At 58.0% G+C, this 14,250-nt stretch carries 15 protein-coding genes; 9 read left to right on the top strand and 6 right to left on the bottom strand.

Going from position 1 to position 14,250, the window contains the following annotated elements:
- The first annotated feature begins 45 nt into the window (after window positions 1-45).
- On the top strand, window positions 46-807 hold the full coding sequence (mddA, locus tag ACA046_RS19280) for a methanethiol S-methyltransferase (RefSeq protein ID WP_497674730.1): 762 nt from the start codon (window positions 46-48) through the stop codon (window positions 805-807).
- A gap of 9 nt (window positions 808-816) precedes the next feature.
- Here the strand turns inward: mddA and ACA046_RS19285 are convergent, their stop codons facing one another.
- Window positions 817-1,503: a M24 family metallopeptidase gene (locus ACA046_RS19285; RefSeq protein WP_459021646.1), complete on the bottom strand. Its 687-nt coding sequence runs from the start codon at window positions 1,501-1,503 to the stop codon at window positions 817-819.
- A gap of 391 nt (window positions 1,504-1,894) precedes the next feature.
- Between ACA046_RS19285 and ACA046_RS19290 the strand changes: the two genes are divergently transcribed.
- Window positions 1,895-2,230: a DUF6124 family protein gene (locus ACA046_RS19290; protein ID WP_076017044.1), complete on the top strand. Its 336-nt coding sequence runs from the start codon at window positions 1,895-1,897 to the stop codon at window positions 2,228-2,230.
- A gap of 45 nt (window positions 2,231-2,275) precedes the next feature.
- Here ACA046_RS19290 and glsB read toward each other — a convergent pair whose 3' ends face one another.
- Complete coding sequence (gene glsB / locus ACA046_RS19295) at window positions 2,276-3,184, bottom strand: glutaminase B (RefSeq protein WP_010171887.1); 909 nt, start codon at window positions 3,182-3,184, stop codon at window positions 2,276-2,278.
- A gap of 171 nt (window positions 3,185-3,355) precedes the next feature.
- On the opposite strand from glsB, the gene ACA046_RS19300 reads away from it, so the two are divergent.
- Window positions 3,356-3,853: a signal peptidase II gene (locus ACA046_RS19300; protein ID WP_497674731.1), complete on the top strand. Its 498-nt coding sequence runs from the start codon at window positions 3,356-3,358 to the stop codon at window positions 3,851-3,853.
- 150 nt (window positions 3,854-4,003) lie between these two features.
- On the opposite strand, the gene ACA046_RS19305 is transcribed toward ACA046_RS19300, so the two are convergent.
- Genes ACA046_RS19305 through ACA046_RS19315 form a run of 3 tightly spaced genes read right to left on the bottom strand, consistent with a single transcriptional unit; the run spans window position 4,004 to window position 7,467 of the window.
- Window positions 4,004-5,227, bottom strand: coding sequence for a nucleoside permease (locus tag ACA046_RS19305; protein ID WP_497674732.1), 1,224 nt, complete (start codon window positions 5,225-5,227; stop codon window positions 4,004-4,006).
- Between the two features lie 42 nt (window positions 5,228-5,269).
- Window positions 5,270-6,322, bottom strand: coding sequence for a sugar phosphate isomerase/epimerase family protein (locus ACA046_RS19310; RefSeq protein WP_497674733.1), 1,053 nt, complete (start codon window positions 6,320-6,322; stop codon window positions 5,270-5,272).
- Window positions 6,323-6,336: 14 nt separating this feature from the next.
- A complete protein-coding gene (locus ACA046_RS19315; protein WP_497674734.1) occupies window positions 6,337-7,467 on the bottom strand; it encodes a Gfo/Idh/MocA family protein in 1,131 nt (376 codons plus the stop codon).
- Window positions 7,468-7,634: 167 nt separating this feature from the next.
- Between ACA046_RS19315 and ACA046_RS19320 the strand changes: the two genes are divergently transcribed.
- Entirely contained in the window at window positions 7,635-8,630 is a 996-nt protein-coding gene (locus tag ACA046_RS19320; protein WP_459021653.1) for a LacI family DNA-binding transcriptional regulator, read from the top strand.
- Here the strand turns inward: ACA046_RS19320 and ACA046_RS19325 are convergent.
- Window positions 8,624-9,031, bottom strand: coding sequence for a hypothetical protein (locus ACA046_RS19325; RefSeq protein WP_497674735.1), 408 nt, complete (start codon window positions 9,029-9,031; stop codon window positions 8,624-8,626). The genes ACA046_RS19320 and ACA046_RS19325 overlap by 7 nt on opposite strands.
- Before the next feature lie 109 nt (window positions 9,032-9,140).
- Here ACA046_RS19325 and ACA046_RS19330 point away from each other — a divergent pair, with 109 nt between their 5' ends.
- The 5 genes from ACA046_RS19330 (at window position 9,141) to ACA046_RS19350 (ending at window position 14,095) form a co-directional block, all read left to right on the top strand.
- Complete coding sequence (locus ACA046_RS19330) at window positions 9,141-9,992, top strand: AraC family transcriptional regulator (RefSeq protein ID WP_497674736.1); 852 nt, start codon at window positions 9,141-9,143, stop codon at window positions 9,990-9,992.
- A gap of 289 nt (window positions 9,993-10,281) precedes the next feature.
- Window positions 10,282-11,010 (top strand): winged helix-turn-helix domain-containing protein, encoded by a 729-nt coding sequence (locus ACA046_RS19335; protein ID WP_076017037.1) that lies wholly within the window; start codon window positions 10,282-10,284, stop codon window positions 11,008-11,010.
- Window positions 11,003-11,758, top strand: coding sequence for a YuxH family protein (locus ACA046_RS19340; RefSeq protein ID WP_497674737.1), 756 nt, complete (start codon window positions 11,003-11,005; stop codon window positions 11,756-11,758). Before ACA046_RS19335 ends, ACA046_RS19340 begins: the two co-directional genes overlap by 8 nt.
- Window positions 11,759-11,790: 32 nt before the next feature.
- Complete coding sequence (locus tag ACA046_RS19345) at window positions 11,791-12,480, top strand: winged helix-turn-helix domain-containing protein (RefSeq protein WP_497674738.1); 690 nt, start codon at window positions 11,791-11,793, stop codon at window positions 12,478-12,480.
- Between the two features lie 220 nt (window positions 12,481-12,700).
- On the top strand, window positions 12,701-14,095 hold the full coding sequence (locus tag ACA046_RS19350) for an undecaprenyl-phosphate glucose phosphotransferase (protein WP_459029333.1): 1,395 nt from the start codon (window positions 12,701-12,703) through the stop codon (window positions 14,093-14,095).
- Window positions 14,096-14,250 lie beyond the last annotated feature (155 nt).

The raw sequence follows: 14,250 nt of genomic DNA on the forward strand, positions 1-14,250 counted from the left end.
ATCCATCCTTGTATGTTGGCCCAGCATGTACGAAAGGAGTCGTCCATGAACAGTGGAACACCCTCAAACGGTATGGCAGCACGCCTGGCCATGCTGTTCTATAGCGCCGTGAGCTACGGGTTTTTTTTGATCAGCGTGGTGTACTTGATCGGTTTTCTTGGACGCCTGCTCGTGCCCAAGCATATTGATGACGGCATCACCCTCGACTGGCTCCTGGCGGCGTTAGCCAACATCGGCCTGATCAGCCTGTTTGCCGTCCAGCATTCGGTCATGGCCCGCAAAGGGTTCAAGGCGCGCCTGACCCAGGTCATTCCAGCGACGATCGAGCGCTCTACCTATGTGTTGATCAGCAGCCTGATACTCGGGCTGATGTTCTGGCTGTGGCAGCCCATCACCGCTTCTGTCTGGACGGTGGATTCTCCACTCGCAAGAGCGCTGATAACGGGCCTGTTCTGGACAGGTTGGGCGGTGGTTTTTGTGGCAACATTGCTGATCAGCCATTTCGACCTGTTCGGCCTCAGGCAAGCGATTGATCACCTTCGTGGCACGGCACCCCGCGCCCAACCGTTCAAGACACCGGCGCTGTACAAGGTCGTTCGTCACCCACTTTACCTGGGCTTTCTGATCGCCTTCTGGGCAACCCCGGACATGACCGCCGGGCATCTGCTGTTTGCCCTGGCCTTCACCGCCTACATCTTCATTGGCGCACACATTGAAGAAAAGGACCTGGTGGCGCTGTTTGGAGAGACCTACCGGCGCTATCAGAAAGAGGTCGGCATGGTGCTGCCGTGGCGTCGAAAAGGTTAGCCGTGAAGGTCAAAGCTCGCAGGGTTCGCCGGCCTCATTGAAGCTGTAGATGTTTTCATGCTTGTAGCCCCAGCGACCGCCTCGCTGGCGAATATGAGGCTCGAAGGTGAAGCACGTCACCTCTTCAAGACGCCGGTGATTTCCCGCCTCAATGTAGAGCCGTTGGTCACGCTGTTCGCAGATGCTGTGACCGACGTTGCCAGCGAAATCGAGGTTCTCGAAACCTTCGGATGCGATCAGGTCATTGGCGAATGCGTGGAGGTCGTTGAACGTGGTTTCAGGCCGGGCGAATGTGCGCATCATCGCGTGTAGCTGGTGCTCGACTTCATAGCCCCTGCCAAACTCCGCTCCCGCCGGAACCGTCCGGCACACGCCCTCCTCCACATAGAATGAGCGGGCGCAGTCGCCCCATACATTGCCCGCTCTGGGGCTTAAATCCACCGTGATCAGATTGTGCAAACCGACCGCTTCGTCACTGGGCCTATAGTCGCGCCCCGACACCGAAAGCACACTGCGTGAACCCAGCAACACGAAGGCCGGGCAGTCGTAATACCAGGTCTCCGGATAGCCGGAATCCGCGAGCATCTGCGTCGCCATTTCGGCGATGGAGGCTTCAGTTGACTGTGGCGTGATTCGCGTAACGAGCTGCTGCAGCACCGACTTGGCGGCGGCCTGGACGACACGATTGGGCAACATGGACCGTCTCTAACTGATGGGTGATTGCGTCGATAGTATCAGCAGCAGACCTGACCGCGCGGCTGGCGACAGATGAAGTTCGGGAAGAAACCGCTCTCGGATTTTTCCGACAGCTGTTTCAGGTTGTCGATCGGACGGGGGCTGATTAACCTTCGCCGTCGCTGCCAATTCAGCGACCGGATTTGACCGTCCGCCTTCCCAAGTACACCTGTGCCAACATCGACTCAGGCGTTTTTTTCACGCCTGTTGTATCGTGTCGCGGCAGCTGTACGCGGGATACCTTCGGGTATGCCGGGTTTCCTTGGGACCGGTCGGTCAACCCGCGTATAGCTGCCACCCTAATTCGTTTGACCGCGAATCGTGGCAGCTCCACTTCCCTTGGAGTTTCACCATGATTAAAGACAGCCCCAATCCCCCTGGCCATTCAGACTTCGACACCAGCACACTGCACGAAGTGGCCTATCGCGCGATCAACCACTACCTCAATCCCGGCAAACCGATACCCGAACCTACCGATGGGCTCTTCACCGTGCGCGCCGACCTGGGCACGGAAACCCTGCTGGTTAACGCGTCCCAGGACCTGGCCTCCATCAGCGATATCGCCACCCACTTGGCCTTTGAAGTCGACGGAGCCCAACGCAATGTGGCGCTGGGCATCTGCCGCATGATCGAAGGCGTTCAATTGCTGGTCGACAAGGCACTGAATGTGACCCACCCAACGGCCTAAAACTTAGGCCAGCGCTCCTACGCAAAGCGTGGGAGCGATCAAGTCCTAGAACACCGACCACCCAATCCGCTCGCTCAACAACTCCAACGCCTTCATCCCCGCCAGCGAATTGCCCGCCGCGTTCAACTCCGGCGACCAGACGCACACCGTAAACTGCCCCGGCACCACCGCGAGAATCCCGCCGCCTACCCCGCTCTTGCCTGGCAAGCCGACGCGATAAGCAAAATTCCCCGCCTCGTCATAGAGCCCGCTGGTGGCCATGATCGAGTTCACTTGCTTGGTCTGGCGCGCCGTCAGAATCTGCTCGCCGCTGTGGGTGCACACGCCTTCATTCGCCAGAAAGCAAAACGCCTTGGCCAAATCCAGGCAGCTCATCTGCAACGCGCAGTAGTTGAAGTAGCTGTGCAGCACCGCATCCACATCGTTGTGAAAGTTGCCAAACGACTTCATCAGGTACGCCATGGCTGCATTGCGCGCACCGTGCTGGGCTTCGGATTCAGCCACGACGCTGTTGACCAGGATCTGCGGGTTGCCCGACAGCCGCCGCACGAAGTCGCGCATGGACAGGATCGGCACGGCAAAGCGCGATTGGTTGATGTCGCAGATCACCAATGCCCCGGCGTTGATAAACGGGTTACGTGGCCGCCCGCGCTCAAACTCCAGCTGCACCATGGAGTTGAACGGCTGCCCCGACGGTTCGTGGCCCAGGCGCTCCCAGATGCTTTCGCCGCCATGGTCGATGGCCTGCACCAGGCTGAACACCTTGGAGATGCTCTGCACGGAGAACAGGGTGTGAGCATCGCCCGCGCAATAGAACGAGCCGTCATTGCCATACACGGCAATGCCCAGCTGCTGCGCCGGTACGTCGGCCAGTGCGGGGATGTAGTCGGCGACCTTGCCGAGGCCGATCAGTGGACGAACTTCGTCGAGGATCGACTCCAGGAGGGCCTGCATGTTTTGTTCTGGCATGGTATGGGAATAGTTGTTGAGCGGGGCGCGGAGGATACCTGAAACACCGGCACCAGGCAGGCTGCTAGTGCAAAGATGGACGCTGCGCAGGCCGTGCGATATCTTCTGGCCGCCGCCGATTCAGGCGAAAACACACGAAGGAGTGGAACGTTGAAGATGCAGGACGCTTTGAGAGGACGAAGCTTTGCTGTGCTGATGGGCATTGCCTTTATTGCCTTGGACCAGTTGATCAAACTGCTGGCGCTGTTTTCGCTGCAAGCCACTACGTTCCGGTTCGGTTCAAGCCCGGTGAACATGGCGTTGGAACTGAGCCTGAACCCGGGCGCATTCCTCAGCCTCGGCGCTGGTTTGCCGCCGCAGGTCAAGCAACTGATCTTTATCGTCGGTGTGGCCGCCGTAGTGTGTTGGGCCGGTTATTGGGCCTGGAAGAACTGGAACCATTCCCTGCGCAAGGCCGCGCCGCTTTTTCTGATTGCCCTGGGCGGCGCCGGGAATCTGATCGACCGGGTATTGCGTGACGGCCATGTCGTCGATTACATGGTGGTGAATGTCGGCTCGCTGCATACAGGCGTATTCAATCTTGCGGATATCGCGATCACCTTGGGTGCGTTGTTGCTGATGGTTGATCTGTTCAAGAAGCCGGGTAACGTCTGAGGTTTGTCCAGTCAACCCGAATGGCTGTCGGAAAACCCTGAACACTTGTGGGAGCTGTCGAGCTTTAGCGAGGCTGCGATGGCGTCAGCTCTGCAACATTGATGCTGCCTGACCCACCGCTTTCGCAGCCTCGCTAACGCTCGACAGCTCCTACGTTTGATCTTGCGCCACCCGCTCCCGCCCCTTGAACGCCACCGAAAAACAAAAAAAGATCAACAACGCAAAACCCGCCGGAAACAGCCAGATGCTGCGCCAGTCATGGCTGCCCCCTGCCGCTAGATAGTGGTCGGTAACTTGCCCCGCCACCCAGAATCCAATCAACATTCCCACGCCATAGGTCGCCAGGGTAATCAGCCCCTGGGCCGAACTCCTGAAGCGCTCCGGTGCTTTCGCATCGGTGTAAATCTGCCCCGAAACGAAGAAGAAGTCATAGCAGATGCCATGCAGCGCAATCCCGGTAAACAGCATGAACGCCAGTTCGCCGTTGTTGCCGTAGGCGAACAGCGCATAGCGCAGCGCCCAGGCCAGCATGCCTACCAGCAGCGCGATCTTGATGCCGAAGCGCTGGATAAACAGCGGCAACAGCAACATGAACAGCACTTCGGACACCTGCCCGATGGCCATCTTCGCCGTTGGGTTGGTCATGCCGATTTCCGCGAGAAACGGGTTGGCGTTCTGGTAGTAAAACGCCAGGGGAATGCAGATCAGGATCGAGGCGATGAAGAACACCAGGTAGCTGCGATCCTTGAGCAACCCCAGCGCATCCAGCCCCAGCAGTTGCTTGATATCGCCACTGCCCGCCTCGGCTTTCAAAGGCGCAGTGCGCGGCAAGGTGAAGCTGTAGAAGCCCAGCACCAGTGACGCGATGGCAGACATCAGGAAGGTGTTACGCAACGCGCCCGTGGTGATCGACTGCTGGGAATCCCAGGCGAATACAAAACTGATCACCAACCCAGCGACGATCCAGCCCAAGGTGCCCCACACGCGGATGCGCGAAAACTCCTGCGCCGGGTCGCTCATTTGCCGGAAGGCCACCGAGTTCACCAGCGCCAGGGTTGGCATGTAGATGACCATGTACGCGAGCACGTAAGGGTAAAACCCGATGAAGTCCGGCGCGCGGTACAGCTGGTAGAGCAGCACTGCGCCGATCAGGTGCAGCACGGCCAGGATGCGCTCGGCATTGAAGTAACGGTCGGCGATCAGGCCGATGATAAACGGCGCGATGATCGCGCCCCACGACTGGGTGGAAAACGCCATGCTGATTTGCCCGCCACTGGCCCCCAGGTTGCTGGCGAGGAAAGTGCCGAGGGTGACGAACCAGCCGCCCCAGATAAAGAATTGCAGGAACATCATGACGCTCAGTCGCGCTTTCATTGGGTTCACCGTTTTATTGTTATTTTGGGTCAGAAGCGGTGTTCAGGCGTCGGGCAGGCCCAGCAGCCGTCGGTTGGAGTGCTCGTCGGACGTCACGCCGGCGAAATCGTCGAATGCCTTTTTGGTCTTGCGGATCATGTGCTGCTGGATGAACGTCGCCCCTTCTGCCGCGCCTTGTTGCGCATCCTTCAGGCAGCATTCCCACTCCAGCACGGCCCAACCGTTGAAGTCGTATTGGGTGAGCTTGCTGAAGATCGATTTGAAATCGATCTGGCCATCGCCCAATGAGCGGAAACGGCCAGGGCGGTCGACCCATCCTTGATAGCCGCCATACACGCCAGAGCGTGCATCCGGGCGAAATTCGGCATCCTTGACGTGGAACATGCGGATACGCGCGTGGTAACGGTCGATAAAGCCCAGGTAGTCCATTTGTTGCAGCAGCAGGTGGCTGGGGTCGTAGAGAATGTTGGCGCGAGGATGGTGATCGACGGCGTCGAGGAAGCGTTCAAAGGAGGCGCCGTCGTGCAGGTCTTCGCCGGGATGGATTTCGTAGCAGAGGTCGACGCCGGCGGCTTCGAAGCAGTCGAGGATCGGCAGCCAGCGCTTGGCCAACTCAGCGAAGCCTTGTTCCACCAGGCCGCTGGGGCGTTGTGGCCAGGGGTAAATGTACGGCCAGAGCAACGCGCCGGAGAAGGTCGCATGGGCCTTTAAACCAAGGCGCTGGCTGGCGCGGGCGGCGAGTTTCAATTGCTCGATGGCCCACTCGGTACGTGCCTGGGGTTGGCCCCGCAGATGGGCCGGGGCGAAGTCGTCGAACAGCGTATCGAACGCTGGGTGAACCGCCACGAGCTGGCCTTGCAGGTGGGTCGACAGTTCGCTGATTTCGACACCGGCGTTGGCACAGGTTGCCTTGAGTTCGTCGCAGTAGGCTTGGCTTTCGGCGGCGCGGGCCAAGTCGATATAGCGAGTGCCGAGGGTCGGCAGTTGGATCGCTTTGTAGCCTTGGGATGCCGCCCATTGAGCGATGTTGGCCAGGGTGTCGAAAGGTGCTTCGTCCGAGATGAACTGGGCGAGAAAAATGCCGGGGCCGCGCATGTTTGTAATCTCCTTCATGAATGGGCTGCCAAGGTGGTCCACTTAGCGTCGCCGCGGTGGTTGGTGATCACGGCTTCGATAAAGGCCATGCCGCGTACGCCGACTTCGATGCCGGGCACGCCAGCGGCCGCGGTGCCTTGGCGAATGGCCGTGGCAAAGTCGCGGTAGAGGTTGGCCATGGCTTCGAGGTAACCCTCGGGATGCCCGGCAGGCAGGCGCATGCGTTGCAGTGCCGCGTCGCACAGCCAGGGCTGGCCGACGCCGGAACGCAGGACGCGCAGGGGTTGATCGAGGGAGCGATGGATCAGGCTGGCGGGTTCTTCCTGGCGCCATTCCAGGCCACCTTTGTCGCCATAGAGGCGGATCTTCAGCGGGTTCTCTTCACCGGCACACACTTGGCTGGCGATCAGCACGCCGCTCGCGCCGGAGGCCATCTTGAACAGCATGGCGGCATCGTCATCCAGTTGCCGGCCGGGTACGTGGATGCCCAGGCTGGCGCAAAGCTGTTCGATCGGTTGGTCGGCGATGAACTCGGCCAGGGAAAACGCGTGGGTGCCGATGTCGCCGATGCAGCCGCCGAGCCCCGACAGCTCCGGCTGGCCACGCCACTCAGCCTGTTTGCTGCCCTGCCCGCCCACGTCCTCGCTGAGCCAGCCTTGTGGGTACTCCACGATCACTTTGCGCAGTGCGCCGATGACGCCATTGCGCACCATTTCGCGGGCCTGCCACACCATCGGGTAGCCCAGGTAAGTGTGTGCCAGTCCGTAAAGCCCGGGGCTGTTTTTGACGACTTCTGCCAGCGCCTGCACTTCGGCAAGGTTCAGCGCAGCAGGCTTCTCACTGAATACGTGGAAGCCGGCCTGCAACGCCTGGGTCGCGATGGGTGCGTGCAGATGATTGGGGGTGACGATCACCAGCAGTTGCATGCGCTGCCCGGCCGGGAGTGCCTGTTCGGCGGCCAGCATCTGTTGCCAGTCGCTGTAGCAGCGGGACGCAGGCAAGCCCAGCGCATTGCCGGTGTTGCGATTGTTCTCGGCCTGGCGACTGAAGGCACCGCACACCAGTTCAAAACATCCATCCAGCCCCGCCGCCTGGCGGTGGGCCTGGCCGATGAAGGCGCCTTCGCCGCCGCCAACAAAGCCCATTCTTATTTTTTGCACAGCAGCCGTCATCGCAAGTCTTCTCTTTTTGGGTCATTACCGGCCATGATGTAACCGGTTACATCGAGCCGGAAATTTAGGCCCAGTTGCTCACGGTGTCAAACCCCGACTGCGGTAAACTTGCCGGCTGCTGCTCTGATAACGAGGTTGTCTTGTCCAATATTCGCGAAGTCGCCCGCCTGGCCGGGGTTTCGGTGGCCACTGTGTCACGGACCCTGGCCAGCCCTGAACGCGTGCTACCCGAGACCCGTGACAAGGTCAACGCCGCCGTGGAACAGACCGGCTACCGACCGAACCGCATGGCGGTGCAATTCCGCTCGCGACGCACCGGCAACCTGGTGATTCTGGTACCGGCGATTGCCAACACGTTTTTCGCCCGGGTGATCAGCGGCGCACAGCAAGCGGCGCAGGCGTCGGGTTATCGGTTGCTGTTGTGCGACACCCGGGGCCAGGCTGAAATCGAAAAGCAGTTCGCCGAACTGGTCCACGCCCATCAGGCCGATGGCGTGATTCAGTTGCGCGCATCCGACCCTTTCAGCGATTGCAGCGATTCACCACCGCTGGTGAACGCCTGCGAAGTGATCCAGAACGGCCGTCATCCCACCATCAGCCTCGACAACCGCGGCGCGGCCATGGCCATGACCCAGCATTTGATCGACCTCGGCCACCGCCGCATCGGCTTGATCAAAGGCCCGAAAAGCAGCCCACTGACCCAAGACCGCGTGGCCGGTTATGAAGACGCCTTGCACGCCGCAGGCATCCCCCGCGACCCGGCACTCATCTGCCACGGCGACTTCACCTTGCACGCCGGTTTCGAGGGTGCCGGCAGCATGCTCGACCTGGCCGAACGCCCCACCGCGCTGTTCTGCGAAAACGACGAAATGGCCATCGGTGCCTTGAAGCGCATCAAGCAACAGGGCCTGCGCGTGCCCCAGGATATTTCCCTGGTGGGCTTTGATGACATCCCCTTCGCCGCCTACTGCGACCCGCCGCTAACCACCATTGCCCAGCCTGCCGAAACCTTTGGCCGCAAGGCGGTCGAGATGCTCATCGCCCTGATCGAGAAAACGCCACTGCCAGAACGCCAGGTGGTGTTGCCATTCGAGCTCACCTTGCGTGGCAGCACGGCAGCGCCCAAGACTCAATAGTGCGCCACGTCCGACACCTGGGTATCCAGCACGTCCCGCGCCAGTGCCCAGGCCTGATCCGTGGATTCGACTACCAGTAACGGGTAGCCCCACGCCTTGCCAAACATCACTGCAAACGGCTTGAGCGCCAGGCGCTTGGCCGCGCTGGGCTCCACCTGAATCATGCCTTTGACGAAAGCACGCAGGGCCACCTTGTTCTTCTTCATCCAGATAGAAGCGTGTTTGCGTTCTTCGTGGGAGTGCTCGTGAGTGCTTTCGTCCACGGCTTTTTCATGCAGCAGTACGAAGGGGTCTTCGCGCTGCAACAAGGCCTCGAAGGCCACGAAGGTGTCTTGTGGTGCGTCGCTGGGGGCGTCGAAAACGATTTTCACCACGGGAAATGTAGAAGTGTCGAGTTGCATGGGAAGCGCCTTTAACGAGAATGTTTCTCATAATAGCCATGCCATCACTGGACGCCATTGCACAGAATAGCCAGAATGTTTCGCATTCCAGCCAAGACCCGTCCCCGCCATGTACAACCACCGCCTCGAAACCCGTGACCCGTTGCGCCCGGCCCTTGCCGATGCGATTCCCCGTGCCGTGGTCGCGGTGAGCGCCTCGAGCACCTCCGCCAGTTGGGAGCACGCGCCGCACCAGCACCGCAAAGGCCAGTTGATGTACACCTTGCGCGGGGTGATTCATTGCGTCATCGAACAAGGTATCTGGATCGTGCCACCCCAGTGCGCACTATGGATTCCCGGCGGTCTTTCCCATGCCGCACGCGGTTCCGGTGCAGCAGATGTGTACTGCCTGCTGGTCGACCCAGACGCTGCCGGCGCCCTGCCACGGCAATGCTGCACGCTGGCGGTATCGCCGCTGTTACACGAATTGATCAGCAAGGCTGTCAGCTTCCCGCCGCTGTACGACACCGAGGGTGCACAGGGCCGATTGGTGGCCACGCTGCTGGACGAACTGGCACTGGCGCCGATCGAGGCCCTGCACTTGCCCATGCCACGGGACATTCGGCTGCGGCGCTTGGCCGAGAGTTTGCTGGCCAACCCCAGCGACAAGGCCACCCTGGGCGAATGGGCGGTGCGCATCGGCATGAGCGAACGCAGCATGACCCGGCTGTTGCTGGAAGAGATCGGCCTGAGTTTCGGCCGCTGGCGCCGACAGCTGCACGTGATCCTGTCACTGCAGCGCCTGGCGAAAGGGGAAAGCGTGCAGACGGTAGCGCTGGACCTCGGCTATGAAAACGCCAGCGGCTTCATCACCATGTTCCGCAAGGCCATCGGCCAACCTCCGGCGCGCTACCTGGCCGACCGCGCGAGCATCTCCCAGCACTCAACGCCCGCTATTGCCTTGCTGGATTATTATAAATAGTCACGTATAAGCGTTTTAGAGCTTAAGGACTAGAAGGGTTAAATCATTCCAGCCAAAAAATATCAACCCGCCTAAAATACTTATCGCACACTAAAAAATTTGCACTAGCATATGAGTACTCCTGCGCAGAAATCCGCTTTCAACACCCGCCTGAAATCCGCCTTACCCCTGCAAATAACGTGGCGAATGTTAAAATTTGTCACGTTTTGGCGTATTCAATTCGATTAACATCTAAACGCCTGCAGCGATTGAATTGACGGCCTCGCATGCCGGAAAAGGGAGCAACGTGATGCATTTTTCCAACGTCCTCGCTATTGCACGGACCCCATCGAAATCCGAGGACTTCAGCGAGCTTATAGTTCGTACTGTACCGAAAAATCTAAAAGTCGATACACGCTCCTACGGCCAACTAATTGGTCCCTATGAAAGCCATGGACATTACCGTGCCATCATCATAGAGATCGACACCCCCTCTGCCAGCACCCAAACGCTGGACATCATTAAAAAAACCAGATCCGAAAATCCTGGCAGCACGATTTTCCTGGTTGTCACCTTCGCCACTACATTAAGCAAAACCAAATACTATCTCGCGGGGGCCGATTACTGCATAAAGGTGGTCGAGAGCTCGCCCGAGAAAAAACTTGCCCTGTTTGCCGCGTTTCTCAGCGAGACGTACTGGCTAAGTAATACTGATTTGCTACTCGACCAGGACCGCATGTGCATCTACGGGGGCGGCAAGAAGCTCGAAGTCTCCTTCGTTGAAATGAAAGTACTTGAAGCGCTGATTCATAACCGGTTGCTCAGCCACGATGAAATTGCCGTCGTGATGGGACTTAACGCGCGTTTCTATGATTCCAGGGCGCTCGAAAAATCAATTAGCCGCTTGCGTGGCAAAATCAAGTCGCACTATGGAAGTAATATTATTCAAAGCATCCGGGGTTACGGCTACAAACTAAGCAGAGGGCTGGCTTCGGTTAATCATATTCAACCCGTCAGGGAGCGGCCAAACCGTGAATAGCGGAACTCTATTGCTTGCAGAGTCAGTCGACTTTAGATATTCACGACAAGCGATACTTGAACGAAGTTGTACGTTATGGGGCAGCGAGATCCGGGTCCATGCCGAGCATGCGCTCCACAGCCTGCCCGCTGATCCGAGCCCTTTTTATTCCGAGCAACTTAAAGACGCCTACAGCGAAGCCCTGCGGTACACCAAGCCAAATTCGTTCGCTCAAGAAGGAAAACGTTTGCGTGTGGATAAAAGCCCAGGCCTCCACAAGTTTTTCCGAATAGAGCAGTCATTATTGATGAATGAGGACCTGCTCACCGAAATTATCAGCACGTCAAACGCGCTGGAGAAACACAAACAACAACTCATCGTCAGTGTTGAAAACACACTGGACACTCTGCCAGGCCCGGTAGAGCGCCGGAACATGATCCGCCAGCTCTATAGCCTGAAAGACCGAAGCAGCCTGAAACTTGCCTATAACAATTACACATTAGATACAAAAAACACCGACCTGCTGATCGACTTGAGTCTTTATGACTATATAAAAATGCCCTTTCCAGACTCGGCCCTCAGGCTCAGTCTGAACACGCGTTCGGGCCTGTTCGACCGGCTTTACGACCAGATGCTGGGGGTGATGAGCACCACCCGGGTCTCGTTCATCGCCGACAACGTCGAGCACGCCGACAGCGCACTTCTCGCCAGACGCTTGCCTTTTGACTATTTTCAGGGCCCCTACTTTTCCCCTGCTGATAGTTTATGAACCCCCGTACTTTCCTGGAATCGGTGAATGCCATGAGTTCTCTCAAGAAACACACATTTACATCGACATACCCGTCAATCGCACTGCACGATTTCACGCCGAATGTGGCATTTTTACATTACGACGTCGACAGCGGCCCATTGATCGAAACTGCAGAAAAAACACCGGACTCTTCGACCAGCGCCTATGCCGTTAACAGCGAGCAAAATTTCAATCTATGGCTCAGTAACTATGTGGCTGCCAAAAGACTCTACGAGGCCAATAACCGACTGACCCGAAAACTTTACGACGCCTCGAAAAACCCGAAAATCACCGCACTGAAATCAGATATTCCACACCCGAACTTTACTAACACGCCGACAGAAACGGTTAATGCAACACCCGCCTTGCGCACCCCGGATGTCTGGCTACTTACCCAGCAAGACCGGGCGCTGGTCAAAGGTGGGCTGCGTATTTCGTTGACCACTATTGAGTCGGCGCTGATTAAAAAGATGCTGCACCATGAGGAGCGTGTGGTGAGCAAGGAAGAACTTATTCGCAACATCGGGCGCGAACCCGACCTGTATCGCGGGCTTGAAATGTGCCTTAGCCGGTTGCAGGACAAGTTCAAGCGCGTCAACGATGGCGAGCGCCTGTTCCGGGCGGTGCGCAATCGCGGTTATTGCCTCACACAAAAAATAAAAAGCCCGTTGAGCAACCGCAACACCGTCGCCGAACAATAATTATTTCATAAAAATTACAACTCACCCTGCCTATTAAAACTTCGTTCTATCTGCCATTTTATAACAACATGACCGCGTTATAAGTCGTCAGCCATTGCTCCCTGCCATTCATTACTATCAATACGCACGCCTACGCGTGCGCCTGCCATTTGATAGTCATTAAAACCACGCCTCGCTTTAACCTGCCAGCACGTGAGTGGATACCACAGGGAGCAGAAGTATGCTTAATAACAGAAGGATGCACCGTAATCTTACACCCAAGGGCCTTACCTTTTGGGGGCAGTGGGCTATTGCCTTGAGTGTGGTCGTTGTACTTTTGTTTTCACTGGTACTGTTCAAGACCGGACAATTGGAATCCCACTACCGGATATTGGCGGCCATTACAATACTGGCATCTATCCCCGCTTACATGTTATGTGACGTCTATAGCAAAAAAGATGATTTTTTTGTTGGGCTGGGACGGTTATTCACCGGCTGGTTATTAACCCTGGGCATATTATCGGCGGTTGGCATTGCCTGTAATGCCAGCTCGCTGTTTCCCTTGGAGATCCTGCTACTCTGGGCAGCTGTCAGCTATCCGATACTAGCACTTTGCTACATTCCGATTCACAGTCTGTCCAGGCACTACCATCGGCAACTTCACGAGCGCCAGAAATCGCTGATTATTGGTACGGGTAAACTAGCAACCGACTTGGCCAACACTCTTGCCAGGCAAAAACGCTCACCCTTAGTCGGCCTCGTCGGTCCCGGCACCGCTTCACCTCAGGACAGCACTCAACCGCAGATTCTCGGCGACTTGCCCGACCTTCCCTCGTTGATCCGAAAGCACGGAATACGCCGCCTGTACATCACTCACTCGCTCCAGGAAGCGACGCACATCGAGGCGCTGTACCTCAACCTGCTGGAGATCAGCGTGGACGTGATTTGGGTGCCCGACCTCAACAACATGCTGCTGCTCAATCACAGCGTGGCCGAGGTGGATGGCTTGCCCGCGATCTTCCTCAATGAGAGCCCGCTGACCAGTCGCCCCACGGCGGCACTCAGCAAGTCACTGCTCGACAAAAGCCTGGCGCTGTTGGCGATTGTGTTGCTCAGCCCGTTGTTGTTGCTGTTCGCCCTGCTGATCAAGCTGACCTCCCCGGGCCCGGTGATTTTCAAGCAGGACCGTCACGGCTGGAATGGCGAGGTGATCAAGGTCTGGAAGTTTCGCTCGATGCGCGTGCATGACGATCAGGAAGTGCGCCAGGCCAGCCGCAACGACTCACGCATAACCCCCGTAGGGCGCTTTATCCGCCGTACCTCCATCGACGAATTGCCGCAGCTGTTCAACGTGCTGCAAGGGCACATGGCACTGGTGGGACCACGCCCCCATGCGGTGGCCCACAATGACTACTACTCGGGCAAGATTCGCGCGTACATGGCGCGGCATCGCATCAAGCCCGGCATCACCGGCCTGGCGCAAGTCAACGGCTGCCGGGGCGAAACCGAGACCCTGGAGAAGATGCAGCAACGCGTCGATATCGACCTGCGCTACATCAACAACTGGTCGCTGTGGCTGGACATCAAGATCCTGTTCAAAACGCCGTTTACCCTCCTCTCCAAAGACATCTACTGACCCCTGCCTCCCCCGCACCGCCCTACCGGCGGCGCGGGGCACCACACGCCCTTAGGGGCGCTGTCCTCACCGCCCCCTCATCATCCCCGCCCGGCGCAAAGCTAACGCCCACAGCGACGCCTGGGCATCCAGGCCCAAGCCATTTGTATTGAGAT

The organism is Pseudomonas sp. LBUM1641 (genome assembly GCF_059716235.1).